At 42.2% G+C, this 22,098-nt stretch carries 28 protein-coding genes and 1 pseudogene; 18 read left to right on the top strand and 11 right to left on the bottom strand.

What is annotated here, in order from left to right:
- Positions 1-139 precede the first annotated feature (139 nt).
- The gene (locus tag NSQ12_RS11010) at positions 140-820 is read left to right on the top strand and encodes a hypothetical protein (RefSeq protein WP_014477102.1); all 681 of its coding nucleotides are present in this window, start codon (positions 140-142) and stop codon (positions 818-820) included.
- On the opposite strand, the gene NSQ12_RS11005 is transcribed toward NSQ12_RS11010, so the two are convergent.
- A complete protein-coding gene (locus tag NSQ12_RS11005) occupies positions 817-960 on the bottom strand; it encodes a hypothetical protein (protein WP_003231164.1) in 144 nt (47 codons plus the stop codon). The genes NSQ12_RS11010 and NSQ12_RS11005 overlap by 4 nt on opposite strands.
- 118 nt (positions 961-1,078) lie before the next feature.
- On the opposite strand from NSQ12_RS11005, the gene NSQ12_RS11000 reads away from it, so the two are divergent.
- The 3 genes from NSQ12_RS11000 (at position 1,079) to yodL (ending at position 2,319) form a co-directional block, all read left to right on the top strand.
- Positions 1,079-1,255 (top strand): YozD family protein, encoded by a 177-nt coding sequence (locus tag NSQ12_RS11000; protein WP_003231166.1) that lies wholly within the window; start codon positions 1,079-1,081, stop codon positions 1,253-1,255.
- A 77-nt stretch (positions 1,256-1,332) separates the two neighbouring features.
- On the top strand, positions 1,333-1,944 hold the full coding sequence (gene pgpB, locus NSQ12_RS10995; protein ID WP_217024417.1) for a phosphatidylglycerophosphatase PgpB: 612 nt from the start codon (positions 1,333-1,335) through the stop codon (positions 1,942-1,944).
- A 60-nt stretch (positions 1,945-2,004) separates the two neighbouring features.
- Positions 2,005-2,319, top strand: coding sequence for a shape determination protein YodL (gene yodL / locus NSQ12_RS10990; RefSeq protein ID WP_004399431.1), 315 nt, complete (start codon positions 2,005-2,007; stop codon positions 2,317-2,319).
- 39 nt (positions 2,320-2,358) lie between these two features.
- Here the strand turns inward: yodL and NSQ12_RS10985 are convergent, their stop codons facing one another.
- Positions 2,359-2,484 carry a hypothetical protein gene (locus NSQ12_RS10985; RefSeq protein WP_217024419.1) on the bottom strand — a complete coding sequence of 42 codons (126 nt, stop codon included), beginning with the start codon at positions 2,482-2,484 and terminating at the stop codon, positions 2,359-2,361.
- A gap of 201 nt (positions 2,485-2,685) precedes the next feature.
- On the opposite strand from NSQ12_RS10985, the gene deoD reads away from it, so the two are divergent.
- Together deoD and ldcB are read left to right on the top strand one after the other, a co-directional pair.
- The gene (deoD, locus tag NSQ12_RS10980; protein WP_003231176.1) at positions 2,686-3,387 is read left to right on the top strand and encodes a purine-nucleoside phosphorylase; all 702 of its coding nucleotides are present in this window, start codon (positions 2,686-2,688) and stop codon (positions 3,385-3,387) included.
- Between the two features lie 82 nt (positions 3,388-3,469).
- Entirely contained in the window at positions 3,470-4,291 is an 822-nt protein-coding gene (ldcB, locus tag NSQ12_RS10975; RefSeq protein WP_217024427.1) for an LD-carboxypeptidase LdcB, read from the top strand.
- Positions 4,292-4,361: 70 nt separating this feature from the next.
- On the opposite strand, the gene NSQ12_RS10970 is transcribed toward ldcB, so the two are convergent.
- Entirely contained in the window at positions 4,362-4,613 is a 252-nt protein-coding gene (locus NSQ12_RS10970; protein ID WP_003231182.1) for a hypothetical protein, read from the bottom strand.
- 87 nt (positions 4,614-4,700) lie between these two features.
- A complete protein-coding gene (locus NSQ12_RS10965; protein WP_101172393.1) occupies positions 4,701-5,402 on the bottom strand; it encodes a class I SAM-dependent methyltransferase in 702 nt (233 codons plus the stop codon).
- Positions 5,403-5,554: 152 nt separating this feature from the next.
- Between NSQ12_RS10965 and ctpA the strand changes: the two genes are divergently transcribed.
- Positions 5,555-6,955, top strand: a complete 1,401-nt coding sequence (ctpA, locus tag NSQ12_RS10960; protein ID WP_038429163.1) for a carboxy-terminal processing protease CtpA — start codon at positions 5,555-5,557, stop codon at positions 6,953-6,955.
- 33 nt (positions 6,956-6,988) lie between these two features.
- Here the strand turns inward: ctpA and NSQ12_RS10955 are convergent, their stop codons facing one another.
- Complete coding sequence (locus NSQ12_RS10955) at positions 6,989-8,479, bottom strand: sodium:solute symporter (protein WP_076458030.1); 1,491 nt, start codon at positions 8,477-8,479, stop codon at positions 6,989-6,991.
- On the bottom strand, positions 8,479-8,679 hold the full coding sequence (locus NSQ12_RS10950) for a DUF3311 domain-containing protein (RefSeq protein WP_003231189.1): 201 nt from the start codon (positions 8,677-8,679) through the stop codon (positions 8,479-8,481). Before NSQ12_RS10950 ends, NSQ12_RS10955 begins: the two co-directional genes overlap by 1 nt.
- A 183-nt stretch (positions 8,680-8,862) precedes the next feature.
- Between NSQ12_RS10950 and NSQ12_RS10945 the strand changes: the two genes are divergently transcribed.
- Both NSQ12_RS10945 and NSQ12_RS10940 read left to right on the top strand, forming a co-directional pair.
- A complete protein-coding gene (locus NSQ12_RS10945; protein WP_122895490.1) occupies positions 8,863-9,774 on the top strand; it encodes a ring-cleaving dioxygenase in 912 nt (303 codons plus the stop codon).
- Positions 9,775-9,789: 15 nt separating this feature from the next.
- Positions 9,790-10,392 (top strand): alpha/beta hydrolase, encoded by a 603-nt coding sequence (locus NSQ12_RS10940; protein WP_014480039.1) that lies wholly within the window; start codon positions 9,790-9,792, stop codon positions 10,390-10,392.
- A gap of 42 nt (positions 10,393-10,434) precedes the next feature.
- Here the strand turns inward: NSQ12_RS10940 and NSQ12_RS10935 are convergent, their stop codons facing one another.
- A complete protein-coding gene (locus NSQ12_RS10935; protein ID WP_014477092.1) occupies positions 10,435-11,043 on the bottom strand; it encodes a nitroreductase family protein in 609 nt (202 codons plus the stop codon).
- A gap of 129 nt (positions 11,044-11,172) precedes the next feature.
- Between NSQ12_RS10935 and yodB the strand changes: the two genes are divergently transcribed.
- Positions 11,173-11,511 carry a transcriptional regulator YodB gene (gene yodB, locus NSQ12_RS10930; protein ID WP_004399427.1) on the top strand — a complete coding sequence of 113 codons (339 nt, stop codon included), beginning with the start codon at positions 11,173-11,175 and terminating at the stop codon, positions 11,509-11,511.
- Positions 11,512-11,889: 378 nt separating this feature from the next.
- On the opposite strand, the gene NSQ12_RS10925 is transcribed toward yodB, so the two are convergent.
- On the bottom strand, positions 11,890-12,279 hold the full coding sequence (locus NSQ12_RS10925; protein WP_339174730.1) for a tautomerase family protein: 390 nt from the start codon (positions 12,277-12,279) through the stop codon (positions 11,890-11,892).
- 364 nt (positions 12,280-12,643) lie between these two features.
- Between NSQ12_RS10925 and NSQ12_RS10920 the strand changes: the two are divergent.
- Positions 12,644-13,977, top strand: a pseudogene (locus NSQ12_RS10920) (gluconate:H+ symporter).
- 84 nt (positions 13,978-14,061) lie between these two features.
- The gene (locus NSQ12_RS10915; RefSeq protein ID WP_004399366.1) at positions 14,062-14,298 is read left to right on the top strand and encodes a hypothetical protein; all 237 of its coding nucleotides are present in this window, start codon (positions 14,062-14,064) and stop codon (positions 14,296-14,298) included.
- 34 nt (positions 14,299-14,332) lie between these two features.
- Here NSQ12_RS10915 and gerT read toward each other — a convergent pair whose 3' ends face one another.
- A complete protein-coding gene (gerT, locus tag NSQ12_RS10910) occupies positions 14,333-14,806 on the bottom strand; it encodes a spore germination protein GerT (protein WP_003231207.1) in 474 nt (157 codons plus the stop codon).
- A gap of 98 nt (positions 14,807-14,904) precedes the next feature.
- Between gerT and rarD the strand changes: the two genes are divergently transcribed.
- From rarD to bshB2, 4 genes are all read left to right on the top strand, one after another.
- Positions 14,905-15,801, top strand: a complete 897-nt coding sequence (gene rarD, locus NSQ12_RS10905) for an EamA family transporter RarD (protein WP_015383877.1) — start codon at positions 14,905-14,907, stop codon at positions 15,799-15,801.
- A gap of 75 nt (positions 15,802-15,876) precedes the next feature.
- Positions 15,877-16,155 carry a hypothetical protein gene (locus NSQ12_RS10900; protein WP_003231211.1) on the top strand — a complete coding sequence of 93 codons (279 nt, stop codon included), beginning with the start codon at positions 15,877-15,879 and terminating at the stop codon, positions 16,153-16,155.
- Positions 16,152-16,502, top strand: coding sequence for a YojF family protein (locus NSQ12_RS10895; protein WP_003231213.1), 351 nt, complete (start codon positions 16,152-16,154; stop codon positions 16,500-16,502). The genes NSQ12_RS10900 and NSQ12_RS10895 overlap by 4 nt, the downstream gene beginning before the upstream one ends.
- A gap of 18 nt (positions 16,503-16,520) precedes the next feature.
- Positions 16,521-17,186 carry a bacillithiol biosynthesis deacetylase BshB2 gene (gene bshB2, locus NSQ12_RS10890; RefSeq protein WP_003231215.1) on the top strand — a complete coding sequence of 222 codons (666 nt, stop codon included), beginning with the start codon at positions 16,521-16,523 and terminating at the stop codon, positions 17,184-17,186.
- A gap of 25 nt (positions 17,187-17,211) precedes the next feature.
- Here the strand turns inward: bshB2 and rsbRC are convergent, their stop codons facing one another.
- Both rsbRC and NSQ12_RS10880 read right to left on the bottom strand, forming a co-directional pair.
- Complete coding sequence (gene rsbRC, locus NSQ12_RS10885; RefSeq protein WP_014480032.1) at positions 17,212-18,060, bottom strand: RsbT co-antagonist RsbRC; 849 nt, start codon at positions 18,058-18,060, stop codon at positions 17,212-17,214.
- 15 nt (positions 18,061-18,075) lie between these two features.
- Positions 18,076-19,434, bottom strand: a complete 1,359-nt coding sequence (locus NSQ12_RS10880; RefSeq protein ID WP_144500738.1) for an MATE family efflux transporter — start codon at positions 19,432-19,434, stop codon at positions 18,076-18,078.
- A gap of 265 nt (positions 19,435-19,699) precedes the next feature.
- Here NSQ12_RS10880 and cdaS point away from each other — a divergent pair, with 265 nt between their 5' ends.
- Both cdaS and NSQ12_RS10870 read left to right on the top strand, forming a co-directional pair.
- Positions 19,700-20,323, top strand: a complete 624-nt coding sequence (gene cdaS / locus NSQ12_RS10875) for a cyclic di-AMP synthase CdaS (RefSeq protein ID WP_144500748.1) — start codon at positions 19,700-19,702, stop codon at positions 20,321-20,323.
- A 235-nt stretch (positions 20,324-20,558) separates the two neighbouring features.
- Positions 20,559-21,776: a macrolide family glycosyltransferase gene (locus tag NSQ12_RS10870; RefSeq protein WP_217024437.1), complete on the top strand. Its 1,218-nt coding sequence runs from the start codon at positions 20,559-20,561 to the stop codon at positions 21,774-21,776.
- Positions 21,777-22,098 lie beyond the last annotated feature (322 nt).

The following is a 22,098-nucleotide window of genomic DNA, read 5'->3' as shown; positions in this document are numbered from 1 at the left end:
TCCGCAGATCACTGCGGATTTTTTTATGTCCATACCCATACCATAATTGGATATTTCCTTTGGTTTTCATGCCCATGCGAATTGGCTTCACCCGGCATACGATAGCGTATGAGAAATGTTGCGGCGAGGGGGAGACACCATGAAGCAAAATAAACCGAAATTCCAAGTAGGGGATATCGTAGTCGTCATTATGTATGGAACAGTCGGCACCATCACAAAAGTACACCAAATTGATAAACACTATCTTTATGAAGTCAATCATAACGAAGTTTTATACTTTGAATCATCTATTCAGCTTTATAAAGATTATGAGGGTGTCATTGTCGACATGGAGAAGCTTGATATTGAGTATGAATTCCTTATTGGGGACGTTGTTTATGTTAAAGATTATGGAAAAGAACTCTTTCGCATTATCGGCCATAGAACAGAAATTTGGAGATATTTAGAAGATGGCTGGGAAGATATCATTTATGAGCTGACCCGTTTAAAGGATGGAGAGTGGCTTGAAACGGAGGAAGAGGATCTCACGCTGGTGCTTAGAAAATATGAAATGGACCAGTTTGTGCATCAGTTGTTGTTTGTCCATTATGTCGGAGAAACTGGCCATGAGATCGGCGAAGATATCGCATCGTCTGCTCTTCTTCAGTTTGAAGGCGATGATGAAGATCAAGATACCCTTCACATCCTTGCTGTGTCAATTGTTGATGAGCTTCTGGATATTTATAATGACTACAAAATTCTGTACGAAATGTTTCAGGATGAAGAATATAAAGACATGATGATGTTTGTTTTGGAAAGTTTAAAAGAGCATTTCAGTTAATTTGTGAACATACGGATCAAGACATATAAAAAATATGGCAGACAGCCCCAAATCATCACACGCGTCATTCCTTTGAGCGTTTTTTCCATTATGATATCAAATCTTTCTCCGTCCAGTGCTTCCATCATTTTAGCAATCATAGCGTCAGCCTCCCATGGCTCGTTTTTTATTCAATATATGACTGAAAGAATTGTTTAGAACACCGGGTATAATTCAGCCTGTTTTTTCATAAAACATAAAAAAGGAGGCGGTACGGAGATGAAAGAAATAGATCTTGTGATTGATACGGAAGAAATCGCTGAATTTTTTTACAGAGAGCTTGCAAGACGGGGCTACATACCGAGTGAGGATGAGCTGTTTGAAATCGCTGATATTACCTTTGATTATTTGATAGAAAAATGTATGATAGATGAAGAGCTGGATGAAGATGAGTGAGGCTTAAAACCGGAGCGGTCAGCTCCGGTTTTATTATTCATGTTCTATGACTTCTGTGAAAATTGAGGTGGTTAAAATTGTACAAGCCAGTTAGTTTGTTTCTTTTCTTTTTAACTCTAGCTGCGGCCATTCATACAAATGCTGTTCAATCTGCAGATGAAGCAATAAGCAAGGCAGCTGTTTTGATCCGTCAGCCATGGCTTAATGAAGTCATGACGGGGATCACGCATCTTGGTGCTTCTTCTTTTCTGCTCCCTCTAATTGTCATCATTGGAGCAGGCATGTTTTTCTACAGAAAAACATGGGACGGCCTGTTGATGCTCTTAGTATTCGGCACAGATCGGCTGTTAAACAAAGTCTTAAAAGAATGGATCGAAAGAGTGAGGCCTGATTTTGCACCGCTGGTTCATGAATCATCCTTCAGTTTTCCGAGCGGCCATTCCATGAATGCTGCTTGTGTCTATCCTGTTATTGCTTACTTTTTAGTGAAACACCTCCCGTTTTTGTCCAAGCATAAAAAAATGGTATATATCATAGCCGGTGTAATTGCTGTTTTAGTCGGCATAAGCAGAGTGTATCTGGGGGTTCATTTTGTGACAGATGTGTTAGGAGGCTTTAGCCTCGGCTTGCTTCTGTTTTTCCTAGTAAAAGGTTTTGACGAAAAGATTAAGCGGTTTCGACAAAAATAGAGAGAGGAAAACACAGCAAAAACGCCAATATGTTAAAGAAATAAAAGGGAGGGGATCTTGATGATGTTATCCGTGTTTAAAAAGAAGTCTTGTTCCTATGACGTGACAATATTTCAGACACCCCGGTTTGGCGAAAAAAAGGGCTACAGAGCCGTCTATCGAACTGAACTGAACGGGAGCGATCATCAAGACGTGCTGAAAAGAGCATTCTCTTTGTTTAATGTATTCGACACTGTTCCGAGTGATTATGATGCAAGATTTATGGCCACAGGGGACGTGATCTTGATTGATGAAGGCAGAAAAGGGAAAACATATTATCAACTGCTTCCCGCCGGCTGGAGGAAAATCAATCGTCTGATTGTACAAACGACATAATGAAAAGAAAACTGCGGAAACCCGCAGTTTTCTGCAGTTTTAAGGCTTGCGTTTGGCAGCAGAATATTCTTTCCCGTGTGCTTCTTCAACTGCAATGATATCTTTTTCAGGTATATGATTGTTCTTTTTTTGGCCGGTGATCCGGTTACGATGTTTTTTACCCATGTCCTACCCCTCCTTCCTGCGGTTAGGTTTTCAAATTAACACCCCGATTATCCGTTTTTCTGAGGAAGTGCCTAACAGATCCTCGAACATTTCTTTTTTCGACATATTCCTTTATAATCAATGCTGAAGTTTGTTTCATCATGACATTCGTTGTAAAATGGACGGGCTGGATGATAATTTAGATTTACAGGAGGATATGAGATGAGTGTACATATAGGTGCTGAAAAAGGACAAATTGCGGATACAGTGCTTTTGCCGGGAGATCCTCTCAGAGCAAAATTTATTGCAGAAACGTATCTTGAAAATGTAGAATGCTACAATGAAGTCAGAGGCATGTATGGATTTACGGGTACATATAAAGGTAAAAAAATCTCAGTACAAGGCACGGGAATGGGCGTTCCGTCTATTTCAATTTATGTGAATGAATTAATTCAAAGCTACGATGTGCAAAATCTAATAAGAGTCGGTTCTTGCGGCGCTATTCGTAAAGATGTCAAAGTGCGAGACGTCATTTTGGCGATGACCTCCTCAACTGATTCACAAATGAACAGAGTTGCTTTCGGAAGCGTTGATTTTGCGCCTTGCGCAGATTTCGAGCTTTTAAAAAATGCCTATGATGCCGCAAAGGATAAAGGTGTGCCGGTGACTGTAGGAAGCGTATTTACAGCTGACCAGTTCTACAATGACGATTCGCAAATTGAAAAACTTGCAAAATACGGTGTGCTTGGCGTTGAAATGGAAACAACTGCATTGTATACATTAGCAGCGAAGCACGGAAGAAAAGCCCTGTCAATTCTCACCGTGAGTGATCACGTATTAACAGGAGAAGAAACGACAGCGGAAGAGCGTCAAACGACATTTCATGATATGATAGAAGTGGCTTTACATTCCGTATCACAATAAAATATATCAAGAGGCGTGCTGGGTGCCGGCAGCCTCTTCTTTATGAATGCGGAAACGATTGATAAAAGGAAGGTAATGTAATATGAAAAAGTCCGGTAAATGGTTCTCACTGGCTGCCGCTCTGAGTGTAACGGCAATAGTCGGAGCCGGCTGCAGCATGTCGAACGGAGATGCTCAAAAGGATACGAAAGCCACAGCAGAAACAAAGCAAACAGAACAAAAAACAGCTGACAGCAAAAAATCAAACACTCAAAACAGTGAGTTTTCATTGGAAAGCCAGTATTTCAATGATATTAAAAAAGTCGATGGTCTGGAAACCATTCAAAATCCAGAAAATATACTCGCGCTTGTCAATAAACAATACGCATTGCCCGGAAACTATGAACCTAGCGATCTTGTCATACCTGATGTAGAGTTTTCTTTTGAAGAAAAGATTCAAAAACGTTACATCAGAAAAGAAGCCGCCGACGCATTAAAAACAATGTTCGATGCTGCCAAAAAGGAAGGCTATGAACTGGCAGCTGTCTCAGGGTATCGTTCGTATGACAGACAGAAAGTCATTTTTGACAATGAAGTAAGCCTAAAAGGGGAAAAGAAGGCAAAGGAAGCGGTCGCTTACCCGGGTGAAAGCGAGCATCAAACAGGCCTTGCGATGGACATTTCGAGCCGGAGCAATGGCTTTGAGCTAAATGAAGCGTTCGGAAGCACGGCAGACGGGAAATGGGTGCAGGACAATGCTTATAAATATGGCTTTATCATTCGCTATCCGAAAAATAAAGAAGATATCACGAAATATGAATATGAGCCATGGCATCTGCGCTATGTAGGCAAAAAAGCCGCAAAGGTCATTCAAGATAATGATTTAACGCTTGAAGAGTACTTTGAAAAAGTGAAGAAAATTTAAAATGAAAAGCCCGCTTACACTAGATAAGCGGGCTTCATTGTGTCTGGTGAATCTAGCATTTGTTCTATGCTTACCAGAAGAATAAACCAGCCAGAGCCACTCCTGCAATTAAACCGAGGGAAATACCGTAAGCTGCTCCGTATCCCCAATAACCGCCCCAATATCCGTAACCGAAACCTCTTGGCCCTCCGCCGACCGGAGCTATAAAAACTCTGTCTCTTGTTACACGGGTAATTCTGCCGACGTGAACTCTCCCGCCTCTCTCTGTAATTCTGACGACTTTACCTTGATGGTTTTTGCAAAGATGATAATATCTCTCCAATATTGTTCCCCTCCTATCCTGACTTTCTATCAGCATATGATAGATAGGAAAAAAAGGTTGGACGAAAACAGGGGGCGATACGCCGTTTTACTTGTACGCGATAAAAATACAATGACCCATGTACTCACTATATAACTGCATGAGCTGATAATGTGTTTGAAGCGTATCGTAATAGATGGGATCAATCGTTTGCGATAAATCCATTTCTGTGGTTGGTTCAAATTCCATGTCTTCCGGAAGAAGTGACATCGCTTCTGTTTTTTGAAAGCCATAGGATCTTAGGAGTTTATGCCATTCGCTTTCTTCATGTAAGCAAGTAAATCCGTAAAAATCCATCATTTGCTTCTTTTCTGCAGGGGGCATTGGTTTTTTTAAAGCAGCTTCGATACCAATCAGCATCCCGCCGGGTTTTAAAACTCTTGAAATTTCTTGAAGAGAGGATGTCAGGCGTGAAAAACTGAGGACCGATTCTGACAGGACGCAGGAAAAGGACTCAGAAGAAAACGGGAGATGTTCCAGCTCCGCCTGATATGCAGGGATGGCAAGCCTTTCATTCGCAAATCTTTTTTTCGCTTTCTCAAGCATAATAGGATCTTTATCAACGACTGTTACAGGATACAGCAAATGTCCTAAATAAGCCGCCGTTTGCCCTGTTCCGCATCCGGCATCAAGAATCGGCTGATCCGGAGAGGGTGCAGCCTTTTGCAAGACCGCTTTTGAAAAAGCCAGCCCGCCTGGGTGCGCCCCTGCGACACCGAATAAGGACAGCATTTCTAAATATCGGCTCAATATCGAATCCTCCTTTTTCCTTATCATATGTCGTATAAAGACATAGGTTTATGAAAAGCAAAAGAAGGGCGTTTCTCTTTCGTTTCTGCTCCGAGTTGACGAATAAGAATTCGTCCATGATAATAATGTAAGAAGAAAAAGGTGGTGTTTAATTGAAACGGCAATTAAAATTGTTTTTTATTGTGCTGATCACTGCAGTTGTCGCTTCGGCGCTTACTTTATTTATTACGGGCAATTCCAGTATCCTGGGCCAAAAATCAGCAAGCACAGGAGACAGTAAGTTCGACAAATTAAATAAAGCGTATGAGCAAATCAAAAGTGATTATTACCAAAAAACAGATGATGACAAATTAGTAGACGGAGCAATTAAAGGAATGATTCAATCACTGGATGATCCGTACTCTACATATATGGATCAAGAGCAAGCGAAATCATTCGACGAGACGATTTCAGCATCTTTTGAAGGAATCGGAGCCCAAGTAGAGGAGAAAGACGGAGAAATCCTTATTGTATCCCCAATTAAAGGTTCACCTGCTGAAAAAGCCGGCATCAAACCGAGAGACCAAATCATTAAGGTGAATGGAAAAAGCGTAAAAGGCATGAATGTAAATGAAGCCGTCGCTTTAATCCGAGGCAAAAAGGGCACAAAGGTGAAGCTTGAACTGAACAGAGCGGGAGTGGGGAATATCGATCTTTCCATTAAGCGCGATACCATTCCTGTAGAGACTGTCTATTCAGAGATGAAAGACAACAACATCGGAGAAATTCAAATCACTTCTTTCTCTGAAACAACAGCTAAAGAGCTGACAGATGCGATTGACAGTTTAGAGAAAAAAGGCGCCAAAGGCTATATTTTAGACTTGAGAGGCAACCCGGGCGGCTTAATGGAACAGGCGATTACGATGAGCAACCTGTTCATTGATAAAGGGAAAAACATCATGCAGGTTGAATACAAAAACGGTTCAAAAGAAGTCATGAAGGCCGAAAAAGAACGGAAAGTGACCAAGCCGACCGTCGTTTTAGTAAATGACGGTACAGCAAGCGCAGCCGAAATTATGGCCGCTGCCCTTCATGAATCGTCAAACGTACCGTTAATCGGCGAGACGACATTCGGAAAAGGTACAGTGCAAACGGCAAAAGAGTATGATGATGGCTCTACTGTCAAACTGACAGTTGCCAAATGGCTGACTGCTGACGGCGAATGGATTCACAAAAAAGGCATCAAGCCTCAAGTGAAAGCAGAGCTGCCTGATTACGCGAAGCTGCCGTATTTGGACGCAGATAAAACGTACAAATCAGGTGATACAGGCACAAACGTTAAAGTGGCTCAGAAAATGCTCAAAGCACTTGGTTACAAGGTAAAGGTTAACAGTACGTATGACCAGGATTTTGTATCTGTCGTCAAACAGTTCCAGAAAAAAGAGGAGCTAAAAGAAACAGGCATACTGACTGGCGATACAACAACGAAATTAATGATAGAACTTCAAAAGAAGCTGTCAGATAATGATACGCAAATGGAAAAGGCAATTGAAACACTGAAAAAAGAAATGTAAAAAAACCATACGCGGCTGCCGCGTATGGTTTTTTTATGCACCCTTTTGATTTGGATTAGCGTCTTGTTTTTTGCCAAATAAACCTTCAATGACAGGATTGGATCCCGCGTTTTTAACGAACAGCGGATTCAGGATAACCACAGCGATCATGTTGGCGGCCAATCCCCAGAATCCTTCATAAATGCCATGTGCGGATTGAGTGGTATACACAATAAACGTAACCGCAAGGCCGACTAATAATCCGATAACTGTCGCTTCTTTCGTTTGACGCTTCCAGAACAGGCTGACAGCAATCGCTGGGAAGATTTGCACCATACCGGATACACCTAATAGCTGAAGTGTCACTAAGGCAGTCGGAAACAGCATTCCAAACAGCAGCGCGAGACCGATGACAACAAACACCATTGAACGTGTGACAAGAGTCAGCTTGCTTTGCGACACATTCGGATGAATCAAATCCCGGTATAGGTTGTTGGCGAATAAATTCGATGCGCCGATTGCCATAATGGAACAAGGTATTAATGAAGCAAGAGCGATAGTGGCATATGCAAAACCTTGTGCCACGCCGCCGTAAGATGTTTGAATCAAATGCAGCAGCGCGAGTCTTGGATTTGTATCTTCCGGCAGAACAAGAAAGGCGATAAAGCCAAGAAAAATGACCAAAATTAACACAATATTGTAAAGGGGTAAAAACATGCTGTTTTTTCTTACTGCATCGGCGCTTTTCGCTGTAAAAACTCCTGTAGCGGCGTGTGCCCACATAAAAAGTGCCAGAGCGGAAACAATAGATGCTGTGATAAACCAAGGGATGCCTTTTGGTCCTTCTGCCGGTATCGTCAGCATTTGCGGCGCTTCCTTCACTAACGTGTCAATCATTGGCGTCCAGCCGTTAAAATGAATGAGAGGGAGGGACACCACCATAAACAGCATAATGACCCATACTAAAATGTCCTTAATGATGGCTGTATATGTGGGCCCTTTAATCCCGCTGAAGAATGTGTAAAGAGCAACAAGAATAAATGAAATGATCACAACGAATTTTACGTTAATATAGCCAGTGCCGGCAACCTGAAGCGTGTCTTGAATGCCGCTCAGCTGAAGGCATATGTACGGAATAAGCATGAGTACCCCAACGATGGCAACGAGGCTTGCCAAAAGCTTACTGTTAAAACGTTCCCGGGCATAATCCGCGAGTGTTGTTAATTTATGAATTTTCGCAACTTTCCAAAGTTTTGGCAAGAAGAAGTAGGCGATAAAGTAGGCCAACACAGAATAAGGAATGGCGAAAAATGCAACACTTCCGCCTGTAAAAGCAGTACTGGTCAACCCTAAGAAAGTATAGGCCGTATAAAGGTCAGCGCCTACTAAAAACCAGACGAGAAGACCGCCGAAGCGTCTGCCGCCGACAGACCATTCTTCCACAGAAGTACGTGAGGATTTGTCTCTTCCGGCGAGAAAGCCGATACAGACAACGGTTAAAACAATAATAGCAGTAATGAGAAGTGCAGTCAGATTCCCTTGCATTATTCAAGTCCTCCATCTTTTTTTTGCATCTGATAAATGCCAAACGAGCATAACGGCGTAACAATAATCCACAGCAGCAGCCAAAAGTGGAAAAACGGCAGGCCGAACATAATCGGTTCTATTCGATTCACAAGCGGCAAAAGCGCGAGCTGAACGAATGGCAAAAGAATGAGAATAACAATAAGTGCTTTTTTAACCATTTACTTTCCTCCTGAAACATGATAATGCTCACTATAATAGCAGTTGTAAGAAAAGATCACAAGATAATTATTAGAAAAAAATGATTTTTTCAATTATTTAATCAAAACACATGGTTTGCATCCTTTTCAATAAAGGTTTAAAATAATAAATATCTTGAAATCGAGATAAATAGGAGTGAGAAAATGAAAACAGAAGGATTGCACCATGTCACAGCATTCGCCAGAGATCCGCAAGAAAACTTGCGATTTTATACAGAAGTGCTTGGGCTCAGGCTTGTTAAAAAAACAGTAAACTTTGATGATCCCGGAACGTATCATTTTTACTTTGGGAATCAAAACGGAGATCCCGGTACAATAATGACCTTTTTTCCGTTCCAAGGAAGCGGACAGGGAACGGTAGGAAAAGGCCAAGCGGGCCGGGTGTACTTTTCAGTTCCCTCAGGCTCCCTGTCTTTTTGGAAGGAGCGTCTTGAGAAAAGCGGGCTGAGCCTAGAGGAAAAAACGTTGTTTGGTGAAAAAGGTCTTATTTTTGATGATACAGAAGACCTTCCGCTGGCGATCATGGAGGATGCGAAAAGCGGCAAAAGCGAGTGGACGCCTGACGGGATCACAACAAATGAAGCAATTACGGGAATGAAAGGTGTGCTGCTATATTCCTACGACCCGCAGGCGACCATACAATTGTTAATGGAAAGCTTTGGATACACCAAAGTGGCCGAAGAAGACCAGATTGTCAGACTGGCAACCTCAGCGGCCGTCGGCGGTGTCATTGATGTCCATTTATACCCTGAAAAAAGAGGAGTCGGAGGATATGGTACGGTACACCATGTAGCGTTTCGGACAAAGAAAAAGGAACAGGCGAAATGGCTGCCGATTATTGCTGAAAACCATCTGCCTTCGTCAGAAATTCTCGACAGGGAATACTTTACATCAGTTTATTTCAGGGAGAAAGGCGGTATCTTATTTGAAATTGCCACAGATGAACCGGGCTTTATGACAGATGAAACGTTTTCTGAGCTAGGGACTTCCTTAAAACTGCCTGAATGGCTGGAGAAACATAGACACCAAATTACAGACATTTTACCTGAACTTTAAAAGGGGGAATTTATAATGAAGCATATTTATGAAAAAGGAACATCTGACAACGTACTTTTGCTGTTGCATGGCACGGGCGGTAATGAACACGATCTGCTTTCATTGGGGCGGTTTATAGACCCTAATGCCCATTTGCTTGGTGTCAGAGGATCGGTGCTTGAAAATGGAATGCCGCGATTTTTCAAACGTCTGAGTGAAGGAGTTTTTGATGAAAAAGATCTTGTGGTGCGGACAAGAGAATTGAAAGATTTTATCGACGAGGCTGCAGAAACGCATCAGTTTGATCGCGGCAAAGTGATTGCAGTCGGTTATTCAAACGGCGCAAACATTGCGGCAAGCCTGCTTTTTCATTATAAAGATGTGTTAAAAGGGGCTATTCTGCATCATCCAATGGTTCCGATTCGGGGTATCGAGCTGCCTGATATGGCGGGGCTCCCTGTTTTTATCGGTGCCGGGAAATACGATCCTCTTTGCACGAAGGAAGAATCAGAAGAGCTTTACCGCTATTTGCGTGACAGCGGGGCATCAGCCTCCGTTTTCTGGCAGGACGGGGGCCATCAGCTGACTCAGCATGAAGCTGAACAGGCTCGTGAATGGTACAAAGAGGCGATTGTATAAAAAAACCTTAGTCCGGATTTCGGACTAAGGTTTTTCATATCCTTACAGCCAAGTTGATACTTTTGAAAGCGGCAGGCGGTTGCTTTGATGGGCAGGCTTCACTGCTTTGCCGATTGAAATAAGCATAACCGGAACGTAGCGCTCACTGATATCAAATTGCTTTTGGAACTGCTCTTTGTTAAATCCGCCAATTGCGCAAGTGTCATAACCTTTTGCTTTTGCGGCAATCATAAGCTGCATAGCAGCTAAAGAAGCATTTAAGAAAGCGGAATCACGTGCGAATTGCTCGCTTTGGTAAGCACCGTTGATTTGGCCGAGCAATGTTTGTTTGATTTCATCCGTAATATAGCCTTGGCTTGCTAATTCAGCATAAACTTCTTCACCGTTTTCATTTGCCTTTAAATCGCCTAAAATGGCAACAACAGCAGAAGACTCAACGATTTGTTTTTGATTATACGCTACAGGAAGAAGCTCCGCTTTTGATTCATCGCTGTGGAATACTGTAAAATGCCAATGCTGAAGGTTCCAAGCAGAAGGCGCTTTAGCGGCAAGGTCTAATAGCTCAGTCAGCTCCTCCTTAGAGATCGGGGCATTTGTATCATATTCCTTTACAGATGCACGTGCTTTTAAAACATCCAGAGTATTCGTCATAGTGTTTCCTCCTTCGGATAAACGTGGTATGATAATAGAAAAGTTAGAAGCTTACTAAATGTAACTTGAAAGATTATTGTAATGGATCATTGAATACATGTCAATCAATAGATGAAGGGATGAAGACTTGTGGGAAATACGATGTGCCCTAAAATGGAATCCGCATTCTCATTGCTGGGAAAACGATGGAACGGTCTGATCATCCATGTGCTAATGGATGGGCCGAAACGGTTTAAAGAGATAACGGAAACAATACCGATGATCAGCCAAAAAATGTTGGCAGAGCGCTTGAAGGAGCTTGAACAAAACGAGATTGTCGAACGGCAGGTTCTCCCTGAAACGCCGGTCAAAGTCATCTACACGCTAACTGAAAAAGGAACAGCGCTTCAAGCTGTATTTCAAGAAATGCAGGCATGGGCCGATCAATTTTGCGAGCCTGGTGACACAGTGTGTGAAGAAGAGAAATAAGGAAAGCGGCACCTGAAAAAGAGCCTTTGTTTCCATGGTGAGTCATGTAAGTACGGTTCACACCCGTTTACATGACTTTTTATATTTGTCAGACTGACATTTCCGGATTGGCAAAAGTGTCATGTTCATGGAAATGATCAATAAGTTATAGCATCCAACCTGTTGTAAATGGGGATTATGAGTTATCTTATTATGCAAATCAGCAAAATTTTATATTTTCGGCCAAAGTCAGCTTCCAATTGGCATTTAAACCGAATCTAAAAGGAGATCCAGGTTTTTCGTATTGCTGGATGCTTCTATACTGATGACTTCCGCATTTATGAAAAAAAGAGAGAGCTTCTTTGGAGCTCTCTCTTTTTTTTATGGGGAGACGAAATCTTATAGTTTTCCATTCAAAAATTGCGCCTCACCGAGACCGAAACTCCAGTCTGCGTCACCATTCTCAGTAATAGATACCATGAGGTCTTCAGGGGAAATTCCGCATTTTTCTTCTAACCTTTCAGCAAGCAGAGCATACAATTTTTCCTTTTGGCTTTTGGTTCTTGCTTTGCTTGTCATGCTAATGATGACCAGATCCTTGGTTCTCTGAAAACCTAAACCCGTATCTTGGATTATAAGCTCGTTTGCGGGATGCTGATGGACAATTTGATAACGGTCTCTTTCCGGAACACCAAATGCTTCAACCATCGCTTGGTGAGCAGTATCTAATAACAATTGCAGCGATTTTTCATCACGGCCCTCAATTACATCAAAACGCAATAATGGCATGTGTACTCCTCCTTCTGTGAAGTTGTTATCCGTCTGTTCTCATATTGTCTCATTTGCTTCCAGACAATGAATAGATATAATGATTGGCAGTCAACTTTAAAAAACATAACATATAACCAAAAGTTAATCAACATATAACTAATAAATCATTGGGTTAGGCGGTAGGTAATCGAGACAAGCTCATAAAAACGATTGACAGTCATTGATTAGGAGATTAGTATGAACATATTAGTTGATCAAAAGATAACAATCATATAACCAAGACGTTTTTAGTTATTAATGAAAGCGTTTTCTATTCATCTAGGCATGAAAAGCGCCAAAACATTGTCGCGAGAATCATATAAAACACTTTTGGAGGGGTACCATGCCGATTTTAATTGTAGCTGTCAGAGTGCTGATTCTGTTATTTCTCATTATTAAAGTAAAATTAAATACCTTTGTCTCACTGATTGTCGTTTCATTTTTAGTAGAGATCGGACTTGGAATGGATATCAATAAAATTGTTCTTTCAATTGAGGCTGGAATTGGCGGGCAGCTGGGGCATTTAGCTTTAGTGTTTGGACTTGGCGCGATGCTTGGGAGGCTTGTCTCAGATGCTGGGGGCGGCTATCGGATTGCCATTACGCTGATTGGCAAATTCGGGAGGAAACGAATACAGGCGGCGGTTGTGGTTGCCTCTTTTATCATCGGTATTGCGCTGTTTTTTGAAGTGGGTCTTGTTCTGTTGATACCGATTGTTTACGCGATTGCTAAAGAATTAAAAATGTCTTTTCTGTATCTGGGAATCCCGATGGCCGCCGCCTTAAATGTTACTCACGGATTTTTGCCCCCACATCCTGCTCCAACTGCTATCTCAGTTGCATATGGTGCCCATATTGGCCAGGTGCTGCTTTTTGGAATCATCATCGCTGTTCCGACAACTGTGATTGCCGGGCCTTTATTTAATAAATTTGCGATGAAACGGTTTCCTGGTGCGTATCAAAAGCATGGAAACCTATCGGGGTTAGGACCAAGGAAAGAATTTCAGCTGAATGAAACACCGGGCTTTGCGATCAGTGCTGTCACGTCTTTATTCCCGGTTATCTTTATGGCAATGGCAACAGTTTTTTCTTTATTATTGAGTGAACATTCAAAAGGAAAAGACATTATAGAATTTATCGGCACTCCGGGAACGGCAATGCTCATTTCGCTGTTGCTTGCACTCTATACGATGGGATATGCCCGTAAAATATCTATGCAGGAAATCAGCAGATCTATTTCAGAATCAATTTCGCAAATTGCGATGATGCTGCTCATCATAGGAGGGGGAGGAGCGTTTAAACAGGTGCTGATTGACGGCGGGGTCGGCGATTATGTCGCTGATTTTTTCCGTCAAACAAACATGTCGCCGCTATTCGTTGCATGGACCATCGCCGCGGTTCTGCGTCTGTGTCTAGGCTCTGCTACCGTGGCTGCGCTTACCACAGCGGGAATGGCAGCTCCGCTTATGGAGGCTGGCAGTGTAAACCCCGCGTTAATGGTGCTTGCAACAGGAGCCGGCAGTGTCATTGCGTGTCATGTAAATGATGCAGGATTTTGGATGGTAAAGGAATTTTTCGGCTTGAGCATGAAAGAAACATTCAAACCTGGACGCTGCTTACAACAATTCTTTCGGTTACAGGGCTCGGCTGTGTGTTATTGGCAGGGCTTGTGATGTAACAATCATAGACAGTCCGTAGCCCAATCGTTTTTCTTCCTTGCTGAATACTTTACGTATAGGCAGACATAAAGGAGGAAAAAATCATGTACCCTCATCATTCGTATTTACGCGGAATCCCAGGTCCAGCCGGATATCCGGCGCGTAGTCCTTTTTTGTTTGGCGCTCCTCTAGTCGGCGGTTTATTAGGCGGTTTTCTCGGGAGTGCGCTGTTTAACTATTCTCGTCCCTATGCCTATCCTCCTGGCCCTTATGGATATGGAGGCGGACCGTACGGTTTTGGTGCCGGCGTGCCATACGGGGGATATCCCGGCTTCTATTAATAAAAAACGGCCTGCATCGATTGCAGGCCGTTTTTTATCGGATGATTTCTACCTCGGACATATTGTAGTCTTGCTGCTTTTGAAACATGACTTCCAGAAGGCCATCCTTATAGACGGCTTTTGTTCCTTTGCGTTTGACTAAACAAGGAAGGTTTACTTTTTTCGGATGATCTGCTCTTGGGAGGTTTTCCAACCATAATTCGTGAGATGTGTGTTTGATTCTCACTTGTTCCAGCCATTCTTCGCTGATTGGCACCTTTACAAACACATGGTCTGCAGTTTCGAATATATCAATATCAGGTTTGACATCAGGTTTTGCATCAGGTTTGGCGGGATGTTCTTTTTGGGGGAGAGGATCGCGGAAAGGAAATTGAGCCGCATAATCACTGCCGAACACACTTTCCATCACACGATTGACATACGTTTCAACTTCTTTCGGATCAGCTTTTTTTAATGCTTCTTTAGAAAATTGATTGTGGAAAGGAAAGTACTTGTTCCACTCAAACATTGTCTTCACATCCTTTCTTCACGGACAAAATAGTATATGCCCGCCAGATCTTTCACGTGATATAATATAAGATGCTCTAAAGAAAGGCAGGGATATAAATGCAATATTCAGAAACAAAAAAAGGCGTTATTTACACAGCCGTTTCCTTTATCATGTGGGGCCTGTTTCCGCTCTATTGGAAGCTTCTCGAACAGCTGCCGGCTCTTGATATTTTGGCTCATCGTATTATATGGTCTTTTGTTTTTATGTGTATCGTACTTTTTTTCTTGCGGCAATGGAAAATAGGATGGCAGGAGTTGCGCTCTCTGAAAAAGAACGGAGGGATCCTCTCTTTATTTCTTGCTTCTATCCTGATTTCGATCAACTGGTTTGTATACATATGGGCTGTCAACCATGGCTTTTTGCTTGAGGCTAGTCTTGGCTATTACATTAATCCGCTTGTATCAGTGCTCCTTGGGATTTTATTTTTAAAGGAAAAACTGAATCGCCTGCAATTAGTGGCCGTTTCGATTGCGGCAGCCGGTGTCATCATCTCAGCGTTCCAATACGGCTCCATTCCTTATGTTGCGCTTCTGCTCGCATTCAGCTTTGGGCTGTACGGGTTAAGCAAAAAAAGAACAAGCCTGCCGAGCGCCATCGGTTTAACGCTGGAAACATTCATGATTATGCCGATTGCATTAGGGTATTTGCTGTTCAGCGGACATGTTCAGCCAGCGGGTGCAGAAAGCGGAGGGACGTGGCTGCTTCTCTTTTTGGCCGGTGTGTTTACGGCTTTGCCGCTCTTATTGTTTGCGGAAGGAGCGAAACGGCTGCCGCTGTATCAAGTCGGTATCTTACAATATATTGCGCCGACCATTACCCTGCTGATCGGGCTGTTTGTTTACCATGAGCCATTTTCAAGCTCGAAGGCTTTTACATTCAGCTGTATATGGGCTGCGCTGCTCTTGTTTACGTTTTCACAAGTGAAGTGGAAACGGGCGTCAAAAAGCCATTGAGGCCTTTGGCTTTTCAGCTGATGCATATATTATGTATAATCATTTCATGTATGTAAGACATAAAGGAGCAAGACGATGGACAATGATAAAGAGATAGTGAAAGCCTATGCTTCACTTTGGAATAACCGATCTCTCGCACATGATGACGCAGAAGCGGTAGCAGAGGCGATTGATCTTGAGCTCTTGGATAAACGAACACATCCAAGACTCCGAAAACCGATGCTGGAAAAATATTTTGCCGCGATTCAGCGCATTGTGAATTCACAGCTCGAACCGGCTGTGAAATATCAGCTGGTCAAATTACATACAGAACGTGCAGAGTATTTAAAAGAAGAAAGAGGGGAGCAATCATGAAAGCGATCATAAAAGAAGATGTGCAAGCATCTTTAGAACGATATGCGGACCGCCCTGTATATATCCATTTAGAAACCACCACAGGTTCTTATTCAGCGCACTTAAATGAAAAGAACATGACGGTTGTTGCGTATATCCGCAATGCAAAAGTCACTTATCATCAGGCAAAAATCAAAGGCAACGGGCCTTACCGCGTTGGCTTGAAAACAGAAGAAGGCTGGATTTATGCTGAAGGCTTGACTGAATACACGGTAGATGAAGAAAACCGTTTATTAATGGCGGGACACCTGCCGGGCGGTAAACTGGCTATTTCTCTGCAAATCAGCGAAAAACCGTTCACAGTTTAAAGAAAAGGGTGAATAATAATGAAAGAACATGTACTAGTAATCCTGCCTCACCCTGATGATGAATCATATGGAGTGGCAGGCCTCATTGCCTTAAACAGAAAAAAAGACATTCCCGTTACGTATGCCTGCGCCACTTTAGGTGAAATGGGCAGAAATATGGGCGATCCATTTTTCGCGAATCGGGAAACGTTGCCGCTATTAAGAAAACAAGAGCTCATCAATGCCTGCAAAGAAATGGATATCAATGACCTTCGTATGCTTGGACTCCGTGACAAAACGCTCGAATTTGAAGATGATGAGTATTTAGCTGATATCATGGAAGAGATCATAGATGATGTAAAACCAAGTTTAATTGTCACATTTTATCCCGGACACGGTGTGCACCCTGACCATGATGCATGCGGGGAAGCGGTTATCCGTGCATTGTACCGCAAAAAGAAAGAAGACCGTCCGCGTACAATCTGCATGGCCATTACCCGCAACAGAGAAGAGGTTCTCGGCGAAGCTGATGTCGTGCTTGATATCAAAGAAGTAGCTGATATTAAAATGAATGCGTTAAGAGCTCACCGCACACAAACAGAAGGCATGCTCAGAGAGCTTGAAGAGAAATTGAAAAATAATGAACCTGTTATGGCAACATGGTTTGAAGAAGAAATTTATTGGACGTATCAATGGAATGATTAATCAAAAAGGTATAAGGCCTTAAGCCTTATACCTTTTTTAATTTTAAGTCCGATGCAATTGCTGAAGCGAGAGTGGATCTCAAGGAAATACCTTCGAAAGACAAACCTAGCTGAACCGCTGTTTGCGCGATTTCCGGACGGATTCCAGACAAAGTTGAAGAAACACCGATTAAACGAAGCGCCTCAATCAGACTGAACAGCTGATGGGCAACCATCGTATCAATCACAGCTACTCCTGACAAATCAATATACAGTTGTGTCACCTTTTTTTTCGCACATTGATGCAGTGTGTTTTCCATAATCAGCTTGGCGCGGACTGTATCAATATCTCCGATTAAAGGCAGCAGTCCGACGCTGTGAAACAGCACGATGACCGGAGCGCTCAATTCAGTAATCATATCTTTTTGGGCCTGAAGCTGAAGGCTTGTGTTTTTGTACATTTCTTCTATAAAAATATGAATCACAAGATCAAACGCTTTTATAAGGGCGTGATACAGGTCTTCGGCTTCTTCGCTTTTCACAGTATCCTGATTGAGATGGACAAATTCTTTCACATAGGAAACATATAAATCTCTCACTCTGACAAACTCCCGAATAATATAGTGGATAGGAGTTTTTAAATGCTCTTGATCCTGTGTGACTTCAAAGGCCCATTCTTTCAGTATAGGCAAGTATACGTCCTCATCATCTATAAAAATACGGTTTATTTTATAGTTAAAGGCAAGATTCTGGCTCTTTAAATTGTGAATGACAACAGGGTCTGTTGAGGCATAAATGGAATTGGGATCAGTCTCCTCGATTGTTTCATACCATGTTGAACTGATGGTTTCCGCATGCTGGGAAAGATACTCGAATAATTTTTTGTTTTTTGCCATGATTGATCACCTCTTTTAAATGTGTTGTTTTTGCGAATAACGTTTTTGCAGTTTTGCCAGCCTGAAAAACAGCCCAACTGCTCCGGCGGCGAGTCCCGCTATTAATCCAATCCAATAGCCGAATGCACCGAGGCTTGTAAACGTACCGACCATAAAACCGACCGGAAGGCCAATGACCCAGTAAGAGACAAAAGCGGCCGCAAGTGTATAGTTCACATCTTTGTACCCTCTGAGTGCTCCCTGGATCGGTGCGGCAACAGCATCGGAAAGCTGAAAAAATAGCGCATAAATTAAAAAGTGCTGTGTCAGCCGGAGCACATTGGGGTCAGAAGTGTACATGCCCGCAATTTGCTCTCTGAATAAAAGGATACAGGCGGCAGTGAACAAAGAAAAGCCGATCGCCATCATGATGCCGATTAAGCTATATGAGCGTGCATCCTTAAAACGGGCTGCACCCGCTTCAAATCCGACAACAATTGTTAGAGCCATGGACACGCTAAGCGGCAGCATATATAAAAGAGACGCAAAATTCATGGCTGCCTGGTGGGACGCGATGGTCACTGTATGAAAATGGCTCATTAGAAGCGTGACAGCTGCGAAAATGCTCGTTTCAAAAAACACGGCGAACCCAATAGGCAGCCCGATTTTGAGCAAATTTTTGCATGCTTTCCAAGAGAACTTATACATGGTAAGAAAAATCCCGTATTCAGAAAACGGTGCGTTTTTATGAATAATGAAAAAACTGATGATGCAGATACACCAGTAAGTTAACGCGGATGCCAGCCCCGCGCCTACACCCCCAAGTGCCGGCATTCCGAACTTCCCGAAGATAAATACATAATTCAATACAAAATTGATTGGAAGAGAACTGAGTGTAATCATCATGGTGACTCTCGTTTTTCCTAATGAGTCGATGAATGATCTCAACACGGTGTAAACAAATAAAGGGAAAATTCCCAGTGATAAAAAGCCTAAAAAGTGTTTAGCAATCTGATGCACGTGAATATCAAGATTCAATCGGCCAAGAATAAGGTCAACTGCAGCATATCCAATCACTAAAACGGCGATGCTAAGAAGCGCGGCCACGTATACAGCTTGTAAAACAGTAAAGGGAATCTTCTGTTTTTTCTCTGCGCCTAATAACTGAGCGACAATCGGGGTGACCGCCATTAATATACCTGCAAGTCCTGTGTAAACAGGGGTCCAAAGGCTTGAGCCAATGGCGACACCAGCTAAATCAGCGGGGCTGACTTTCCCTGACATCACCGTATCTAGAAAAGTCATAAGAGAAAGCCCCGCCTGGGTAATGAATATCGGTATTAAAATGTGCAAGAGCTGTTTGATTTTTTCCCGGGCGTTTTGAGTTTCTTTCATACATTGATCTCCGTTTCTTTTTCATAACGAGAGAAATTATAACATTTTATGTATAAAAAGCAATGAACGCCGGGCCTATTCTTTTTTTGTCGGTTTCGTTTTTCTAAACATTTGGGCATAAATAAAAGAAAGCGAAATCACGCCTAAAAAGGTGCAAATATACTGAATGATTCTTTCGATTTCCATTCTTTACATCCCTCCTTTACCAATAGAATGTGCATCAATAAGATAAGCATTCGTGAAAAGTTGGAAATTTGAACAGGAGATGAAGGCTATGCGCTATGAGCAGATATCAGAAAATACGTTCAAGGGGAAAATACAGGTGTACCTAGAGCAAATATTAGGTGATGCATCTCTAATCTTGAAAACGCTTCACGAAAAAGACCAGTGTCTTCTTTGTGAATTAGATGATTTGGGGCACATATTTCAGGACATGCAGGGGATTGCATCCTCCTTTTATTTGCAATCATACATTGAGGAATTTACGCCGGCATTTATTGAGCTGGCCAAGGCGATTAAAGCCTTATCGGAACATAAGCATGGAGCTTTAATTGTGATTGAAAGAGCAGACCCGGTTGAACATTTTATTCAAAAAGGCACCTCCCTACACGCCGAGATCAGCTCTTCATTAATTGAAAGCATCTTTTTCCCCGGAAACCCTCTTCATGACGGCGCTTTGTTAGTGAGGGAAAACAAACTCGTGTCAGCAGCCAATGTGCTCCCGCTGACGACGAAGGAAGTGGATATCCATTTGGGAACCCGGCACCGGGCGGCTCTCGGTATGTCGGGCTATACGGATGCACTGGTGCTCGTGGTTTCAGAGGAAACAGGGAAGATGTCGTTTGCCAAAGACGGTGTATTATATCCGTTAATTTCACCAAGAACGTAAAAATAATAAAAAGGGCCTGATTAAGAATCCTATCATGAGACAAAATGACTGAATTCGTATCTTTATTAAAGCATTCGCTTCAAGCTGAATGCTTTTTGTCTTGAAGACAGGAAATATAAACTGGTAGAAAAGTTATATGTAATGAATATTAATTAAGTGAAATACTTTACCTGTTTATGTATTTATAGTACCGTATAAAATATTACATAAATTTTCAAAGGAAGGGTGCTGTCGCATGGCTAATGTATTAATGATCGGTTTTCCCGGTGAAGGGCATATTAATCCCTCTATCGGTGTGATGAAGGAGCTGAAATCCCGGGGAGAAAACATTACGTACTACGCAGTGAAGGAATATAAAGAAAAAATCACAGCTCTTGATATAGAGTTTCGTGAGTATCATGATTTCAGAGGAGATTACTTCGGGAAAAACGCAACCGGCGATGAAGAAAGAGATTTCACAGAAATGCTCTGCGCTTTTTTGAAAGCCTGTAAGGATATCGCGACTCATATTTATGAGGAAGTCAAACATGAATCGTATGATTATGTCATATATGATCACCATCTTCTCGCGGGTAAAGTCATTGCCAACATGCTGAAGCTGCCAAGATTTTCATTGTGTACAACCTTTGCGATGAATGAGGAATTTGCGAAGGAAATGATGGGAGCGTACATGAAAGGATCACTTGAAGATTCGCCTCATTATGAATCATACCAGCAGCTTGCAGAAACGTTAAATGCTGATTTTCAAGCAGAGATCAAGAAGCCATTTGATGTTTTTTTAGCTGATGGTGACTTGACAATCGTCTTTACATCAAGGGGATTTCAGCCACTGGCTGAGCAATTTGGCGAGCGATATGTATTTGTCGGTCCTTCCATTACAGAAAGAGCCGGAAACAATGATTTCCCATTTGATCAGATTGACAATGAAAACGTGCTGTTTATTTCAATGGGAACCATTTTTAATAATCAAAAGCAGTTTTTTAATCAATGCCTTGAAGTGTGTAAGGACTTTGACGGTAAAGTTGTGCTTTCCATCGGCAAGCATATTAAAACAAGTGAGTTAAACGACATTCCGGAGAATTTCATTGTACGCCCGTATGTCCCTCAGCTTGAGATCTTGAAAAGAGCCAGCTTATTTGTGACACACGGCGGAATGAACAGCACAAGTGAAGGTTTGTATTTTGAAACCCCGCTCGTTGTCATTCCGATGGGAGGCGACCAATTTGTTGTCGCAGATCAGGTAGAAAAAGTCGGCGCAGGAAAAGTAATTAAAAAGGAAGAATTGTCTGAAAGCCTACTGAAAGAGACGATACAAGAAGTAATGAATAATCGTTCGTATGTTGAAAAGGCAAAAGAAATTGGACAATCACTGAAAGCGGCAGGCGGCTCTAAAAAAGCAGCCGACAGCATTCTTGAAGCTGTAAAACAAAAAACTCAATCAGCAAATGCATAGTGTAAAAGCCTGTTCTTATCGAAAGAACAGGCTTTTTGCCATTTCATAAGAGGGATTTGACACGCCGATAGAGAATTGATTAGAAAAATAGACAAGAAAGGAGGAGAAACTGCTTCGTTCATCGATAGAAAACCATCATTTTTACCCTCACTTAAATAGTTCCTTAGACTTTCGAAAAACATATCGTGCTTATGTAAAATGTTAGATGTTTATTTGAAGGTTTAAAGGTCGAACGATGCTGAAAATGCTGCGCCAAATGTTTGAAAAGGGTTTAACTTGCTGAAAAATTGACGATAAAACAGTTGTGTGCCATTTTTGGAAA

Source organism: Bacillus sp. PS95, from assembly GCF_037963565.1.
In the GTDB taxonomy this organism is placed as follows: Bacteria; Bacillota; Bacilli; order Bacillales; family Bacillaceae; genus Bacillus; species Bacillus subtilis.
Note: the sequence above shows the minus strand (reverse complement) of the source record. Positions and strands in the feature narration are given on the sequence as shown.